We start from the raw sequence: 17023 nt of genomic DNA, 5'->3' as shown, positions 1-17023 counted from the left end.
TAAGTCATCCACCTTAATATAATAATCGGCTGATTTAAAGTAGAAAGGAGTTAGGATTAAGTTCAGCCGACATTATATATTATTGAAGTTCTGGCTCGATCAAACCATAGAAACCATCATGTCTACGATATACAACGTTCATCGATTCAGTTTCAGCATTGAAGAACATAAAGAAATCATGACCAATAAGATTCATTTGTAAAATCGCTTCCTCAACATCCATAGGACGCACAACAAAGTGTTTGCGTTTTACAACTTCAATAGTTTCTTCTTCCACAGGAGTTGCCAAAGCTTCAGGATGGAAAGCTTCTTGTTTTTTGAAACGTTTAGCCAAACGAGTTTTATACTTATGGATTTGGCGAACAATTTTATCCACTACTAAATCAATAGCTGCGTACATATCATCGTTGGTTTCCACACCACGAAGAACGATTTTATCAACAAAGCATGTAAGTTCAATTGTAGATTTATCTTTTACAACGGATAAAACCGCTTGTGCATTTAACTCATCATCGAAGTAACGAGTCAATTTACTCAATCTTTTTTCGATATATGCTCTTAAGGCATCTGTTACTTCAATGTTTTTTCCTCTAATTGCTACTTTCATAAGTCAACACCCTTTCTAAAAATCATCCACGAGATGCGAGTGTGTGGTATTATATAACCTTATCTCTCGTGTTATATTTAGTATTTCTACATCCAACTGTAAAACTCCTTCTTTTTTATCTAAAAATCTTATATTTTTTGTAGAATTATGTATAAAATGTATATAGAAAATCAAAAACCCTGATAGTATATACTATCAGGGTCCAATTATATATTGTTTTTATAATTTTTTTGGTATGTAGTTACGCTTTAACAACGTTAGCGGCTTGAGGTCCACGGTTTCCATCAACAATCTCAAATTCTACATTTTGACCTTCAGTCAAAGATTTGAAACCTTCGTCTTGGATTGCAGAGTAGTGTACAAATACATCGCTACCGTCTTCACGTTCAATAAAACCATAACCTTTTTCTGCGCTGAACCATTTTACTTTACCTAACATGGTAACATCCTCCTAAAAATATATATATTGTCTTGCTGTCTTGCTCTATATGTGTATCATAACACAGCATGTATAAAATATCAAACAACAATATTTACATTTTTAATGAATATACAAACACTAGAAATAAGAATATCATTTGCTATAAATCTCAACAATCCCTATATCTATACATGTTATAAATAATTATATACGCCCTATAAATTAATTATATATTTTTATAATCATAAAAATATGTGAATTAAAAATTATTATTTTTAAAAATGACTGTATAAATTATTATTATATCACAAATATTTATAGCAATAATCGTGTTTTTCAGATTAATCTACCCTGTAAAGCTTTATACAAACTCTTTATAATTAATAAATTCAGTCTAAAAGTTATCAAATATATTAATAGATATTAAGCTATACATATATAATAAAAATTAATATAAATAGATAGGTTAAATTTAATGTAAAAAAACAGGAAGCAATTTCTAATTCTAGAATTTGCTTCCTATAATTATATTATTTAATCTAACAAAATTTTATCTAAGAATGATTTTGTTCTTTCATTGGTAGGTGCATCAAATACGCGTTCAGGTGTATTATCTTCTAAAATCAAGCCACCATCAACAAATAACACTCTATCCGCTACCTTTTTCGCAAAGCCCATTTCATGAGTAACGATGACCATCGTCATACCTTCCTCAGCTAAAGACTTCATAACATCTAGCACTTCACTAACCATTTCAGGATCAAGAGCTGAAGTAGGTTCATCAAAAAGCATTACTTTTGGTTTCATAGCTAAAGCGCGAGCAATAGCAACACGCTGCTTTTGACCGCCTGACAAAGAATCAGGGTATGCATTGGCTTTATCCGCCAAGCCTACTCGATCAAGTAAAGCTTGACCTATCTTCTTAGCCTCTTCCATAGATGTTTTACGAACCTTAGTTTGAGCTAAGGTAAGGTTTTCCATAACCGTCATATGCGGGAACAAATTAAAGTTTTGGAATACCATTCCTACTTCAGCACGAACGTCATTTAACTTTTTCTTATCAGAAAGATCCATACCATCTACGATAACCTTACCAGATGTAGGTTCCTCCAAGTAGTTCATAGTGCGCAGTACCGTACTTTTACCAGAACCAGAAGGACCGATGATTACAACTACTTGACCTTGTTCAATATGTAAATTAATACCTTTTAGTACTTCATTTTTACCAAAAGATTTATGTACATTTTCTAATTTAATCATTTAATGCTATATTTCCTTTCAAGATATCCAACTAATTGTGAGATAGTCACTGTCATAATAAGATAAATCACAGCAACCGTACCCCAGATTTCAAAGGATGCATAGGTTTTAGCAATGATTAATTGACCACGACGTGTCAACTCCTCGAAACCGATAACAGAAACTAAAGAGGAATCTTTCAACATGGCAATAAATTCGTTCCCTAACGGAGGAATAATTGCTTTAAAAGCTTGAGGCATAATGATGTAACGCATGGTTTGTCCCCAAGTTAAACCAAGAGAACGACCGGCCTCCATTTGACCTTTATCAATAGATTGAATACCAGCACGGAAAATTTCAGATACATAAGCACCAGAGTTAATACTACATGCGGTAACAGCCGCAATATATGGATCAATCCGTTGACCTGTAATCATAGGCAAAGCAAAATAGATTAGGAAAATTTGCACCAGTAATGGTGTACCACGAATGATATCTACATAACATTTTGCAAGCAATCTAACTAATCTAAATTTAGATAAATTTGCTAAAGATACTAAAAGACCGATAAAAAAGCCACAACCTACAGACATGGCTGTAATTTCTACAGTCACTAGAGCACCTTGTAGCAAGAGCGGTAAATTATCCGCAATTAACCCCCAATTAAAACTCATAATCTCTCCTATTATTTAAATTCTAAAACTACTGGCATATCAGCAGGTGCATCTACATTAAACCATTTTTTATATAATGTATTAAATTCACCATCAGCCTTCATATCAGCAATTGCTTTATTGATTTCTTCTTGCAATGCTTTGTTATCCTTATTAATTGCTAAGCCCAAATATTCTTTAGTATTTGGATATGCCATAAATTTAATATGTTGGTCAGGATGCTTAGTACTGTAATATTGAGCTACAGGTAAATCGATTACAGTTGCATCTACTCCACTATTTTGTAATTCTAACAAAGCTTCATTACTATGGTCAAATTCTTTTACAGTAGTACCTTCAATTTTATGAGCTAAATCTGCACCAGTAGTACCTAATTGGGCTGCAATTTTTTTACCCTTTAAGTCATCAAGAGAATTCACAGCCGTTCCATCTTTATATACTACTGCTAAGGCATTTTCATAATAAGGAGAAGAAAATAATACTTTTTCACTTCTCGCTTTTGTAATAGTCATACCAGATGCAGCAACATCAATATCATGTGTGTTCAAAGCTGGAATCAAAGCATCAAAAGCTACATTTTTTAGCTCCACATCTTTATTAATACGCTTACCGATCGCACGAATCAATTCAATATCAAAACCTGTATAATCTTGAGTTTTTTCATCTTTAAACTCAAATGGAACAAATGTAGCATTAGTGCCAACGACAAGTTTATTAGATGTAGGTTGATTAGAGGAACCACATCCACCAACTAAAGAAGCCGCCATCACTAACATACAACCGCCAAGAATTATTTTTTTTACTTTGCTATTTAACATATTATCAACCTCATTATTTTAACTTACTACTACTTTATAATAGTATATAGATTTAGTATAATTATGTCAATAATTTTGTATATAATTTTAGATACAATCGCAAAATCGCTATATTTATATTTTAATTTTATACATTGTTTGTATAAATATTACGGTTATGTATAAAAACTTTCCCATAGTTAGTGGTTTTCTATAGATTTTATAATATACAACTGTATAATCATAACCACCCGTAGAACGGGTGGTTTGCTCTGACCCTATAAGGGTCTTTCTCTAGTGGTGGCCCTCTAAAGAGGGCATTGAATGATCTGACAACCACTCTATTACCACTGGCTGCCCCCTACTCGGGGGCTTTTCTTTTGCCTATTTTACCGGCTCACCCGTAAACGGGTCGGTATACTCTTTAAAGTTTAATGTATCTTGTGCTATATCTTCTTGTAGTTGATTGCGAATATACTCTTTTATCGCTCCTTCATATCGTCCTACCGTATCCACATAATATCCTCTACACCAGAAATGTCTATTTCCATACTTATATTTTAAATTTGCGTGTTTGTCGAATATCATGAGGCTACTTTTGCTTTTTAAATACCCCATAAAACTTGATACACTTAAATGTGGTGGAATTGTTACTAGCATATGGATATGATCCGGACAGCATTCCGCTTCGATAATCTCTACATTTTTTCTTTTACATAAATCTCTTAGAATTTTACCTACATCAGCTTTTATCCGACCATAAATTATTTGTCTTCTATATTTTGGAGCAAAAACAATATGATATTTACATCTCCATTTACTATGTGATAAGCTTTTTACGTCATTCATTGACATTGAACCTCCTATGTTGAAATGTTGTGGTTGCCAGACCAACTCCATTCTAGCACTAGGAGGTTCTTTCCTTTTCTCTAAGAATTTTTACTGACCCCCAGTTTAACTGGGGGTTTAGTCATGCCTATTCGGCGTACAAAAAAAGCACATGAGAAAAGCCTCATGTGCCCCTATACGGCTGACCTGGTCTTTGCCCCCACACTCGCCTGCTGGAAGGTTCGCTCATAAGTCCAAGACTCCCCACTACTACCTCTCTCGATTTTATCGGCAGGACTTACACCTAAGCCGCACCATGCTCACAACCCTTTGGGCTGCTTATGTGGATCGTTTTGCCTGCGACTAGCCTCGACTTTCAACCACAGACCCGTATAGACGTATTATAAAGAATAACAGTATTCATGTCTAGTTTTACTATTATTTTAAAAAATTTTGATTATATAGTTAAGTAGCCAAACATAATTTTTTTACCAAACATACTATCGCATAATTCTTAGAACAATGAGAATAAATTTTGCAACCCCTATTTGTTGATGTATAGAAAATTGGAATAGAAAACCTAAAATATTCTTCATAATATTTTAATATTTCTAAAATCACATTTTTTAAGTACCATATCTAGTGGATTCTTAAATTGTCAATTAGTTTTTGTATGCCAAATATGAATACAACATATTTGTAAGAACATACGTATCATACACAAAAAATTATTTATGGTGTATAATTTGTATACTGTTAAATTAGAACGGCCTAAAGTTGTACGATATGAACATAAGTACGAGGGGTTGTACCATATGTTCAGTTTGTTAGTTAGAGGGGTTTATTATGTTTATGTTATCATTGATGCAACCATCAGGTTTGTATGAACTGGAGAAAGATAGTTTAGAAGCCATAAGCGCACAACTTTTACAGATGATACAAATGAAAAGCTATCATCTCTATACACATTCTATCCAGGTTTCAAACTATGCTGTTAGCATCGCAGCTAAAATGGGTTTGCCATTAAATGAAATTGAACAGATTCGTCACGCAGCTCTACTTCATGACGTGGGTCTATTAATGGTACCTAATGCATTAATCCAAAAATCTCCATATCTTAATAAGCAAGAAATGTCTAAGTATAAACAACATGCGGCAAGTGGAGCCAATATGATTGAAAACTATCCTTGCTGCCAACAAATTTTGCCTTATATTCGTTACCATCATGAAAAATGGGATGGCTCTGGTTATCCCAAACATTTACGTGGTGCCAATATTCCGTTAGGAGCTCGAATTATTGCTGTAGCAGATTACTATGATACAACAGTTAATCCTTCTACTGAATTTTGGGCGAAAACAAAAGCTAAAGCAAAAGAAGAACTCTTTAGTGCATCTGGCTCACTCTTTGATCCTGATGTAGTTAAAGCATTTATTGATGTGCTTGGCTAATATGAAATCAAATATTATATTCCTACATTTAGTAATAAAGATTAGAAACTACCACTAGCCAGCGTAAGGGCATCAATGCGTAGCGCTTTATGCTTTTGTAAGACTTTTGCTACAGCTTCAATTGTGGCACCTGTAGTATATATATCATCAACAATTAATATATTCTTATTGGTAAAATCAATATCCTTATAATCAGCACATATAACAAAGGCATCATCAATATTTTGATGTCTTTCTTTATTTGTTAATCCCCACATATCTCGAGAAGTATCAAACTTGTATATACAATCTAACCATTTAAAGTTTTTTCTATCTATCTCCCATAAAGAATGAGCCCATTCAAGAAAGAATAAATCTACTTGATTATATCCTCTCTTAGCTTTTTTCTTTTCGCTAGATGGTACAGGAACAATATAATCATACATAATTTTACAATTACTATTCACAATATTAGACTCATTATATTTCATGTAAAAGTTGTACGATACTAAAAAAGGAGCGGCCCCTTTGGACTGCTCCTTTTTTTCATTAAATTTTACATCGTAAATCATAGACTTTAGACCACCACGATATTCGGCCAACACACATACATCATCTACATAGTGTAAAAATTTATGTGGTACATGACGAATATGTAATAAATCTGTAAAACAAGCTTTACACCAATCCCCTTGTGTTGCCACAGGTGCACCACAGTGAGGGCATACAGGTGGAAATAGGAAATCCCAAAGACTCATTACGAATCACATCTCCCTTGTAGTCGTTCTTTAAACAATGTGTAACGTTCATCGGCATTAACAGTACGCACAGCACGTTCAACTGCGCTCGTAGTACCAACGATGATTACTTTACGCTTTGCCCGTGTAACAGCAGTATACAACAAATTACGTTGTAACATACCACCATAACGTGGAACAAATGGAATAATAACTACACCATACTCACTACCTTGACTCTTATGGACCGTAATAGCATAAGCAGGCATAATCATATGTGCTTCATCGATAGGTAGACGAACCTCTTTATGGATAAATCGGATACAAATATCGGTCCGCGTAATAGCATAGATAACGCCAATTTCGCCATTAAACACTTCTAACTCATAATCATTGAGAATTTGAATAACCTTATCCCCAACGCGATACGTAATGCCATTGACACGAACTTCTCCCTTATAGCTATCTGGAGGGTTTACGGCTTGTTGTACATATTGTGATATCAATGTACTACCTGCTTCACCACGGCGCATAGGAGAAATAATTTGAATATCTAATTCATCCTCTATCGTCTCTTGTTCACGTTTATATACATCAATGATGGCTTTCATCATCATGTCATAAGATTTAACAGGAATAAAAGAAAACTCTTCGCTCACACCTTCCAGGTTAGGCATTTCACCACGGTTAATTGCGTAAGCACTTTCAACGATAGTATTACCAGAGCTTTGACGATAAATCTGATTAAGTCGTGTATAGGGCACACAATCACTATCTAATAAATCTTTTAATACGAACCCAGCACCTATAGGTGGTAATTGATCTACGTCACCCACAATAATGACATGGGCTTCCTTTGGAATAGCAGCCATCAAAGAATAGAATAAACGCACATTAAGCATAGATGCTTCATCGATGATAATGACATCTATATCTAGAGGATCATCTTCATTCTTTGTAAAGTCATAGGAGTCACTACCTTGAACAGGTACCAATAGACGATGAATTGTAGTAGCTTCAAACTCAGTGGCCTCGGTCAGACGCTTTGCAGCACGTCCCGTAGGAGCACAAAGTATAATGCGCCCCAATCCACCGAGTTGGAAACCTTTTACTAGTGCCTTGATGATAGTTGTTTTACCTGTACCAGGACCACCAGTTATAAGAGAAAACTTTTCAAAAAATGAGAGCTGTATAGCTTCTTTTTGAGCATCACCAAAGATAATGTAGTTGTCTCGTTCAAACTTTTCAATAAAACTAGAAATATCTAATGCTATTGGATCAGCTTCTAATAGAAACTCACGAGTATAGTGGACACCTTCCACTTCAGAAACATACATCTCTGGCGGATAGATATATAAGATATCTTCATAATACGTACTATACAGTGCACCTTGTTCCAGCAGGCTTTCAATAAAGTTCGCAATATCATCTACATCAGTTTGTAATAAATCGTCAAGTCGACCGATAAGTTGGTCTACTGGTAAACATGTATGACCTTGATTATCTAGACTACGTAGAATCCATTCTAAACCAGCCTCTAAACGGCGTGTATCACTACCATTAATACCAAGATGCTCTGCTAGTGTATCGGCCGTACCAAAAAGCATATCCGGTGCTACACGTAATAATGTATAAGGATTATCCTCTATAACTGCGACAGACTGCACACCATAATAGGTATATACAATACGACTCCATTTCGATGAAATGTGATGACTTTCAAAAAAATGATTTAAATCAGATAAAATACCTTCGCCAAGTAAGGTATTGAATAGCTCATCCTTAACACTCTTTCGGAGACCTGGAACATCTTTAATCTCTTCTGGACGTTCTTCCCGTAAAATTTCTAAAATACGAATACCGAAATATTCTAGTACCTTCTCTACGGATTTTTCACCAAAACCTTTTATTCCTAGATTCAACAAATAAGTCTTGGCAGCACCCATATTATCAGGTTTTAACTTTTCAACACTGCTCGCATCAAATTGGCGGCCGTACTTTTCATGTTCTACATAGCGGCCCCGTACTTCGATGTCTTCCCCTTCTTTAGGAGACTCAAATTTGCCAGTACAAGTAATGTATTCCTCATTATAATCTTTTAGGATAAACACGCAATATGTACGTTGTGTATTCTCATATATAGTTCGGTATACAAATCCTCGTATGGCGTCCATTATTTCTCCGTATTCGGCAAAGCTTCAATAATTTCTTGCACTGCATCGGTAATACTGCCTTCGTTACCAATTTTAATATGTGCTACTTCTTCATATAAAGGATAACGTTCTTCATATACATTAAAAATATATTCGATACTTTCTTTTACAAGCGGACGAATCTCTAGATCCAAATCATCTAAAATATGATTTACATCGCGGTTAACAAATACAACAAGACCATTATTGCGCATCAATTTAACAGTTTTATCATAGGTAACAGTGCCGCCACCTGTAGCAATGACAGATGGTTTATTGTGAATTAATTCTTTGATTGTACTATATTCATATTCACTGAAAGCATCTTTACCATCGTAAATATAAATATTTTGAACGGATTTACCTACCTTGTCTTGAATCGTTTGGTCTAGATCGAAAAAGTCGCGGCCTAACTCTTTTGCTAGAACCTTACCAACAGTAGTTTTACCTGCGCCAGGCATACCAATGAGAAAAATATGCTTATGCATATGCTCCTTTAAGAACTCATTACTCATAGAAACGACGGTTTTTATATAATTTTCAACATAAGGTGCTAAAACTTTATCTTTACAATTTTGAGTATGTAAAGCAATGATACTTTCATCCCGTTCTTCATCAATAAGTGGTAAGTGATGTTCATCCTTATATTTACCAATTTCTTTAATCAGTGTGAGTCGCTTCTCAAACTCCGTAACTAATACAGAATCAATACTATCTATCTGTTTTCGAGCTTCTTTAATATCCATGAGAACCCCCTTTTATGCATTAGCCAAAATAGCTAGAGCCTGTTCTTCATCTACCTTCATTTGATCGATAAGATCTTGTAAATTATTAAATTTAACTTCCCCTCTAATATAAGAAATGAACTGTACAATTACTTCTTTTCCATATATATCTTGGTCAAAGTTAAAAACGTGTACTTCACATCTATGGTACTGATTTCTAAAGGTTGGATTATCTCCAATATTGCCTACCCCATCATACCAAATACCATCAATACATACACGATTAGCATAGACTCCGTCTGGAGGTGTAGCCATTTCATTAGGAAGTAATAGATTTAATGTAGGAAATCCTAATGTGCGTCCCCGTTGATCACCTTTAATCACAGTTCCTTTAAACTGGAATGGCCTACCTAGCCAATGATTTGCATCCTCCAAATGCCCTTCATGAATAGCTTTTCTAATTTCTGTACTAGAAATAGGTGTACTACTACCATCACAAGGTAATAAAGGCTGTACAAGAACTCGTATATTCTTATCCGCTACCACTTGTTTCATATATTCTGGATTACCAAGCGCCTTTGCACCAAATGTAAAGTTCTCACCGATTACAATAGCTTCCACATTCATATCATTGCAAAGTTCATGTAAGAATTCATCTGCAGTCATTTTTAATAATGCTTCAGTCATAGGTAACCGCAAAATATAGTCAACTTTGAGTTCTTCTAGCACAGTATCCATAATCTCTTCTTGAATCACTCGTTTAGGTACTCGTTCTGGATGTAATATAGTCAATGGATGATGCTCGAAGGTAATGATGATACTAACCCCATCGACTGATATAGCCTCTTCAACAGCCTTATGTATAACTCGTTGATGACCTCGATGAATGCCATCAAAGGTACCAAGGGCATATACTTTTGTATCTTTGATTTGACGTAGTTCATCAAACGAATGTAGTTGCTTCATACTTATCCTTCAATAAAAATATTTTTTTCCACTTTTAATGTGTGGTTGTTTCGTTTCATAATACCAATAAAACCATTCGGTCCATAAGCTCTATAGAGCTGACCTATTTCTGTGAAAGCAAATTCTTTACCAATCGGTAACTGCTTGCCTTCTATCATCATTCTTAATTGTACACTATTTACAGTTACTTTTGAAAGATGAGAAACAGCCGTATCTGTTGGCAACAACAGACTTTCACCATGTAGCATCAATTCTTCGGCCATCTTAGCAGAGCCGATATCAAAAGGGCCTACTTGAGTACGTGCCAAAGAAGTCATAGCGCCAGGAATACCTAAAGCAATACAAATATCGCGTAATAACGAGCGAATATAAGTCCCCCCTGAGCATGTCACACGAACCGTGAAAAAAGGGAATCCATAAGCAATGAGCTCAATATTTTTAATATGAATTTGACGTAATGGTAGCTCTACAGGAATACCTTTACGAGCATATTCATAAGCTCGAATACCATTTACTTTAATGGCAGAATACTTAGACGGCCTTTGGTCCTGAACGCCAGCAAATTTTCTCAAAATACTAACCAATTCTTCAAAGCCTGGTTTAACCATCGTTGTCGAGATTTCTGTAGATTGAATAGCTCGATTCAATACAATACCATCTCGCAATAGCATATCATTATCTGGCAATACAGGTTGTCCTGAGCTATCTTCAGTATCTGTAAAAGTACCCAATTTACATTCTGCTACATAGGTTTTATCAAATTCATCCGTGTATTCTATAAGGCGCGTAGCCTTACCAAGAAACACAGGCAATACACCATAAGCCATAGGATCCAATGTACCGCTATGACCAATGCGCTTTTCCTTTAGAATACGACGACAAATAGCAACGGCATCATGGCTTGTAATGCCAGGTGGTTTTAAAAATGGTAATATCCCATCCATTATTAAATTACCTCAATGAGAGCTTGTTTTGCCTCTTCTAATGGTAGATTAATAGTGCAACCTGCAGCACGAATATGACCACCACCACCAAAATGGCTTGCTACAACGTTCACATCAATACCTTTGGAACGTAAACTTACACGTGTTATATCATCAGCTTCTGCTTTTAATAAAATTGCCACGTCTACAGTATCAACATTTCTAATAATATCTACAAAACCATCTGTATCATCGCCAAGAATAGTCATAGCCTCACGATTCAACTCGATGGTAGCAATCGTATCATTCTTGTAAAACTCGATAGTTTGCATAACTTGTTTTGTTAACTCTAAACGACTGGCAGATACGGCTTCTATGGTTTCAGAAATAACATTTGGTCTAGCCCCTGCAGCTACACATTTGGCAGCCATCTCAAGAGTATTTGCTGTAGTATTGCTAAATTTAAAGAAACCACAATCTGTAGCAATCGCCATATATAATGCAGTACCCATAGATTCAGTGATAGGCCAATTCCATTTTGTACATAAGTCGGTAACAATTTCACCAGTAGCAGCAAAGTCAGGCTTTAAATATAGATGGTCCGCGAATTCTGTATTAGAAATATGGTGATCTATATTAAAAATAGGTGCACTCCAAAGTGCACCTACTTTGCCAATTCGCTCATACGTGCTAGCATCCAAAACCATAAGCATATCAATATCAACTGGATTAGTTTCAAAATACGCTACATCATGAATGTGGTCCGTATATCGTAAGAATGTGTACTTCTCAGGAACTACATCATCCACTACCATATATACAGTTTTACCTTGTCCTACAAGGGCTTCGTAAAAGGCTACCATGGACCCAATAGCATCACCATCAGGTCTAATATGGACGGTTAGCATAATAGAATTAGCTTCACACAGAGCCATATGTAATTGATTAATAGTAATCTTACTCATGTTCTGTATCCTTTTTGTTAATTTATTTCTTCATCCTTTTTGATTTCATTCAAAAGGGATTCAATATGCATGCTATAGTCTAAAGACGTATCCTTATCAAAGGTGATGGAAGGAATATGGCGTAATTTAAGTACTTTACCAAGCTCTGTACGAATATGACCTGCTGCATGCTTTAATGCGATAAGGGTATCTTCTTTTTCCTTATCGGAACCAAACAAGGAGACATAAATCGTAGCTTCACGTAAATCACCTGTTACATGAACATCGGTAATAGTAGTGAAGCCGATACGCGGATCTTTCAATCCGCGCATCAACATTTGACTTACCTCTTGTTTGATAAATTCTTGTAATTTTCTGACACGAACATCACTCATATAAACCTCCTATAATTGAGGTGCAATTTCTTCCATCAGGTAAGCTTCAATAACGTCGCCTTCCTTGATGTCGCGGTATCCTTCTAAGGAGATACCACATTCAAAGGATGTTTTAACTTCCTTAACTTCATCTTTAAATCGACGTAAAGAATCAACCTTACCTTCAAATACAACGATGCCGTCACGAATTAAACGAACTTCAGAGTCGTTAGTAATACGACCTTCTGTTACATAAGAGCCAGCTACAATAGCCTTTGGTGTGGAAATAACCTGACGCACTTCTGCACGACCTACGACAACCTCTTTAAATTGAGGCGCCAACATACCGCGCATAGCAGATTCAACGTCATTGATAGCATCATAAATTACACGATATGTACGCAAGTCAACCTTTTCTTGTTCCGCTGCACGTCGAACATTAGCATCAGGGCGTACATTAAAGCCCATTACAATCGCATTAGATGCAGATGCCAACATGATATCCGATTCATTAATGGCACCTACTGCAGCATGAACAATAACAATACGAACCTCAGGGTTTTTGATGCCTTCTAAAGATTGACGCAATGCTTCTACAGAACCTTGAACATCGGCTTTGATGATAATATTAAGATCCTTCAACTCGCCTTGTTGAATTTGGTTGAAAATATCATCTAATGTAACTTTATGTGTAGCTTGCAATTCTTGAACCCGTTGCTTAGCAATACGTTTTTCAGCAATTGCACGTGCTTCGTTGTCATCCATACCATTTATAATTTCACCGGCTTGTGGAACTTCGGAGAAGCCCAAAATTTCTACCGGCATAGACGGACGAGCAACTTTTACTTTTTCACCGCGCTCATTTGTCATGGCACGTACTTTACCGTATGCAGTACCAGCAAGTACTGTATCACCTACACGAAGAGAACCTTTTTGTACCAAGACAGTACATACAGCACCACGACCTTTATCAAGTTGAGCCTCGATAACTACGCCATATGCCTTACGGTTAGGGTTCGCTTTCAATTCCATAACCTCTGCTACAAGCAAAATATTTTCAAGTAAGTCATCAATACCTTGTTTTTGTTTAGCAGATACAGGAACCATGATGACATCGCCGCCCCATTCTTCTGGTAAAAGACCATGTTCAGACAATTGTTGTTTAACATGGTCTGGGTTAGCACCTGGTTTATCCATTTTGTTGATGGCTACAATAATAGGTACATCTGCAGACTTCGCATGATTAATGGCCTCGATAGTTTGTGGCATTACTCCATCGTCAGCAGCTACTACGAGAACTGCGATATCTGTAGATTTTGCACCACGTAAACGCATAGCAGTAAACGCTTCATGACCAGGTGTGTCAAGGAATGTGATTTTATTATCCTTGTAGCGAACTTGGTACGCACCGATATGTTGAGTGATACCACCAGCTTCGCCAGCTGTTACATTAGTTTGACGAATTACGTCCAACAAAGATGTTTTACCATGGTCAACGTGACCCATAATAGTTACTACAGGAGGACGTGGTTTTAACGTTTCTGGTGCATCTTCAATTTCGATAACATCTGTAGGATCTTCTTCTGGTTCTACTTCAGTTACAGTTACACCGAACTCTTCAGCTACAATAGTAGCTGTATCTACATCAACCTCTTGGTTAATGCTGGCCATAACACCTAAAAGCATCAATTTCTTGATGATTTCAGATACTTCACGACCCATTTTTTCAGCTAATTCTTTAACAGTTAAAGGACCGCTCAATTCAATTTCTGTAGCAATTGCTGCTTCAGCTTTACGTTCAGCTTCTGCTTTTTGCTGTAAGTACTGCTCGTTACGATGTTTTACGCGATTCTTCTTTTTTTGCATAGATGTAGATAACAAGGATTGAGGGCGGTTATTGCCACCTTTTTTATTTTTCTTGTTACGGCGATCATTATTAGAATTGCGGTTGTCGTTATTACGATTATCGTTGTTGCGATTATCATTATTACGCGCATCATTAGAACGAACGTTATTACGGTTATCATTATTGCGGGTATTATTAGGGCGATTGTTAGCGCGGTCTCCACCATGTTGGTTACCATCGGATTTGCGTGTAGGCTCAGAGATTTGTACATGACGTACATTGCCTTTTTTATGGTCCTTTTGTTTAGATTGATCGTCTTGTTTTTGACCAGATTGTTTATGTTTATCTTTTTTCTGTTCGTTAGAACGATTTGGATGTTGTTTATGTGACGCAACTTCTTGTTTATGAGCTGCAGGAGCAGACTTTTGTTCTACCTTTTTTTCTATTTTTTGTGCTACTTTAGGAGCTTCAGATTTTTTACCTAATTGTTTTTTTACAATTTCATAACCTGAATCATCTACAGAATTAACTGCTTTCGTAACATTGATATTATTTTGTTGCAAGATAGAAATGATCTGCTTACTTTCTACGCCGAACTCTTTGGCGATTTCATGAACGCGCTTTTTGGACATCTACATACCCCCTTATTATCGATCAATCTCTTTAAGTAATGCCTTTGCAAATCCATCATCTAGTACGGCAACTACTACCCTAACTTCCTTACCAATGGCCGTTCCTAAAGCCTCTTTATTGGCAATACTGTGAAGTGGAATGTGATGGGTTTCTGCTAATTGAGTATATTTCTTTTCATTATTGGCTGCACAGTCACCAGCGAGAAGTACCAATTTCGGTTCCTTTCTCTTTATAGCTTTTTCTACGATAAAATCACCAGAAATAACTTTTCCTGCTCGTTGTGCTAAGCCTAAGAGATTCAAAATTTTATCTTCATTCATGTATATCAGTGATTACTCATTCTCTTGTAAATCACGTTGTAATGCTTCGTATATCTCTTTAGATACACTATGTTTTAATGATCGTTCTAATCGTTTTGCCTTATAAGCCTGCTCAAAACACGACATAGACTCACATAAATAAGCTCCACGTCCTGGTGCTTTACCGCTGCGATCAATAGTGATATTGCCGTCTGGACTCAAGGCTACGCGAATCAACTCTCGTTTTGCCTTAGGTTCACCACATCCTACGCAAGTACGCATAGGTTGGGATTTTGGTTTCATGACTATTCACCATCCTCAGCATTGCCAAAACCTGTGAAAGGTTCTTCAGCAGCTTGAGTTTCGCTTTTAATATCAATTTTCCAGTTAGTCAACTTAGCAGCTAAACGAGCATTTTGACCAGCCTTACCAATAGCTAAAGATAATTGATAATCAGGTACGACTACATAAGAAGCTTTTTCTTCTTCGCTTACATCTACCGATACAACCTTCGCAGGGCTTAAGGAGTTAGCAATATAAATTGCTGGATCTTCATCCCATTTAACAATGTCTATTTTTTCATCGTGTAATTCATCAACAATATGTTGTACACGTTGCCCTTTAGGACCTACGCAAGCACCTACAGGATCAATATTTTCATCACGACTATATACGGCGATTTTAGAACGCATCCCCGGTTCACGAGCTACAGACTTAAGCTCTACTACGCCTTCAAAGATTTCTGGAACCTCTAATTCAAATAGACGTTTTAATAGACCTGGATGTGTACGAGAAATCATAATTTGAGGGCCTTTCGTAGTTTTCTTAACCTCTACGATATAGCATTTAATACGATCCCCTTCACGGTATGTTTCAGTGGCAATTTGCTCTGTTGGAGGTAAAATTGCTTCTGTTTTACCAAGGTCGATAAACACATTTTTACCTTCGACACGTGTAATAACACCAGTGATGATATCACCTTCACGACTGTAGTATTCCTCATATACTACACTGCGCTCAGCCTCTTTCAAACGTTGAATAAGCATTTGTTTTGCAGTATGGGCAGCACTACGACCAAAGTTAGCAGGAGTTACATCGACTTCTACTACATCACCAATCTCAAAACGCTTATCTTTTTTGCGAGCATCCAACAAGCTAATTTCTGTTTCAGGCAATTCAACAGTTTCCACAACTTGTTTTTTGGCCATTACTTTATAAACACCTGTTTCGCGGTCAATCACAACGTACGCATCTGGATTAGATGTTGGTTCTTTGCGATATGCTTGCAGTAATGCAGCCTCTAAGGATTCAAAAATAACCTCAGGAGCAAAACCTTTTTGTTTTGTAAGCACCATTACCGCTTGAATTAATTCTTGACTCACTCGTATGC

Annotated in this window: 18 protein-coding genes; 1 reads left to right on the top strand and 17 read right to left on the bottom strand. The window is 36.3% G+C overall.

What is annotated here, in order from left to right; translation table 11 throughout:
- Positions 1–79: 79 nt before the first annotated feature.
- The 6 genes from raiA to tnpA form a co-directional block, all read right to left on the bottom strand.
- Entirely contained in the window at positions 80–607 is a 528-nt protein-coding gene (gene raiA / locus DW000_RS01165) for a ribosome-associated translation inhibitor RaiA (protein ID WP_008600782.1), read from the bottom strand.
- Positions 608–848: 241 nt separating this feature from the next.
- Positions 849–1046, bottom strand: a complete 198-nt coding sequence (locus DW000_RS01160) for a cold shock domain-containing protein (protein ID WP_004693056.1) — start codon at positions 1044–1046, stop codon at positions 849–851.
- Positions 1047–1562: 516 nt separating this feature from the next.
- Positions 1563–2288 carry an amino acid ABC transporter ATP-binding protein gene (locus tag DW000_RS01155; protein ID WP_012864269.1) on the bottom strand — a complete coding sequence of 242 codons (726 nt, stop codon included), beginning with the start codon at positions 2286–2288 and terminating at the stop codon, positions 1563–1565.
- Positions 2285–2941, bottom strand: coding sequence for an amino acid ABC transporter permease (locus DW000_RS01150; RefSeq protein WP_004693053.1), 657 nt, complete (start codon positions 2939–2941; stop codon positions 2285–2287). Before DW000_RS01150 ends, DW000_RS01155 begins: the two co-directional genes overlap by 4 nt.
- A gap of 11 nt (positions 2942–2952) precedes the next feature.
- Complete coding sequence (locus DW000_RS01145) at positions 2953–3759, bottom strand: basic amino acid ABC transporter substrate-binding protein (RefSeq protein ID WP_120054737.1); 807 nt, start codon at positions 3757–3759, stop codon at positions 2953–2955.
- Positions 3760–4122: 363 nt separating this feature from the next.
- On the bottom strand, positions 4123–4587 hold the full coding sequence (gene tnpA, locus DW000_RS01140; RefSeq protein ID WP_038125930.1) for an IS200/IS605 family transposase: 465 nt from the start codon (positions 4585–4587) through the stop codon (positions 4123–4125).
- An 825-nt stretch (positions 4588–5412) separates the two neighbouring features.
- Between tnpA and DW000_RS01135 the strand changes: the two genes are divergently transcribed.
- Positions 5413–6015: an HD domain-containing phosphohydrolase gene (locus tag DW000_RS01135; protein ID WP_004693025.1), complete on the top strand. Its 603-nt coding sequence runs from the start codon at positions 5413–5415 to the stop codon at positions 6013–6015.
- 41 nt (positions 6016–6056) lie between these two features.
- On the opposite strand, the gene DW000_RS01130 is transcribed toward DW000_RS01135, so the two are convergent.
- Genes DW000_RS01130 through nusA form a run of 11 tightly spaced genes read right to left on the bottom strand, consistent with a single transcriptional unit; the run spans position 6057 to position 17015 of the window.
- On the bottom strand, positions 6057–6752 hold the full coding sequence (locus DW000_RS01130) for a double zinc ribbon domain-containing protein (RefSeq protein ID WP_004693022.1): 696 nt from the start codon (positions 6750–6752) through the stop codon (positions 6057–6059).
- Positions 6752–8905 (bottom strand): ATP-dependent RecD-like DNA helicase, encoded by a 2154-nt coding sequence (locus DW000_RS01125; RefSeq protein WP_004693020.1) that lies wholly within the window; start codon positions 8903–8905, stop codon positions 6752–6754. Before DW000_RS01125 ends, DW000_RS01130 begins: the two co-directional genes overlap by 1 nt.
- A complete protein-coding gene (locus DW000_RS01120; protein WP_004693019.1) occupies positions 8905–9669 on the bottom strand; it encodes a shikimate kinase in 765 nt (254 codons plus the stop codon). The genes DW000_RS01125 and DW000_RS01120 overlap by 1 nt, the downstream gene beginning before the upstream one ends.
- Positions 9670–9681: 12 nt before the next feature.
- Positions 9682–10614: a bifunctional riboflavin kinase/FAD synthetase gene (locus DW000_RS01115; RefSeq protein ID WP_120054736.1), complete on the bottom strand. Its 933-nt coding sequence runs from the start codon at positions 10612–10614 to the stop codon at positions 9682–9684.
- Positions 10615–10616: 2 nt separating this feature from the next.
- Positions 10617–11558: a tRNA pseudouridine(55) synthase TruB gene (locus tag DW000_RS01110; RefSeq protein WP_004693015.1), complete on the bottom strand. Its 942-nt coding sequence runs from the start codon at positions 11556–11558 to the stop codon at positions 10617–10619.
- Between the two features lie 2 nt (positions 11559–11560).
- Positions 11561–12502, bottom strand: coding sequence for a bifunctional oligoribonuclease/PAP phosphatase NrnA (locus DW000_RS01105; RefSeq protein ID WP_004693013.1), 942 nt, complete (start codon positions 12500–12502; stop codon positions 11561–11563).
- 17 nt (positions 12503–12519) lie between these two features.
- Positions 12520–12876, bottom strand: a complete 357-nt coding sequence (gene rbfA, locus DW000_RS01100) for a 30S ribosome-binding factor RbfA (protein WP_004693011.1) — start codon at positions 12874–12876, stop codon at positions 12520–12522.
- Positions 12877–12885: 9 nt separating this feature from the next.
- Positions 12886–15333, bottom strand: a complete 2448-nt coding sequence (gene infB / locus DW000_RS01095) for a translation initiation factor IF-2 (RefSeq protein WP_120054735.1) — start codon at positions 15331–15333, stop codon at positions 12886–12888.
- 15 nt (positions 15334–15348) lie between these two features.
- Positions 15349–15654 (bottom strand): ribosomal L7Ae/L30e/S12e/Gadd45 family protein, encoded by a 306-nt coding sequence (locus DW000_RS01090; protein ID WP_004693007.1) that lies wholly within the window; start codon positions 15652–15654, stop codon positions 15349–15351.
- A 12-nt stretch (positions 15655–15666) separates the two neighbouring features.
- Positions 15667–15936 (bottom strand): YlxR family protein, encoded by a 270-nt coding sequence (locus tag DW000_RS01085; protein WP_004693005.1) that lies wholly within the window; start codon positions 15934–15936, stop codon positions 15667–15669.
- A gap of 2 nt (positions 15937–15938) precedes the next feature.
- Positions 15939–17015 carry a transcription termination factor NusA gene (gene nusA, locus DW000_RS01080; RefSeq protein WP_004693004.1) on the bottom strand — a complete coding sequence of 359 codons (1077 nt, stop codon included), beginning with the start codon at positions 17013–17015 and terminating at the stop codon, positions 15939–15941.
- Positions 17016–17023 lie beyond the last annotated feature (8 nt).

The sequence above is a fragment of the Veillonella sp. AF36-20BH genome (assembly GCF_003602765.1).
GTDB lineage: Bacteria > Bacillota > Negativicutes > Veillonellales > Veillonellaceae > Veillonella > Veillonella hominis.
This window is presented reverse-complemented; position numbering and strand designations above follow the sequence as displayed.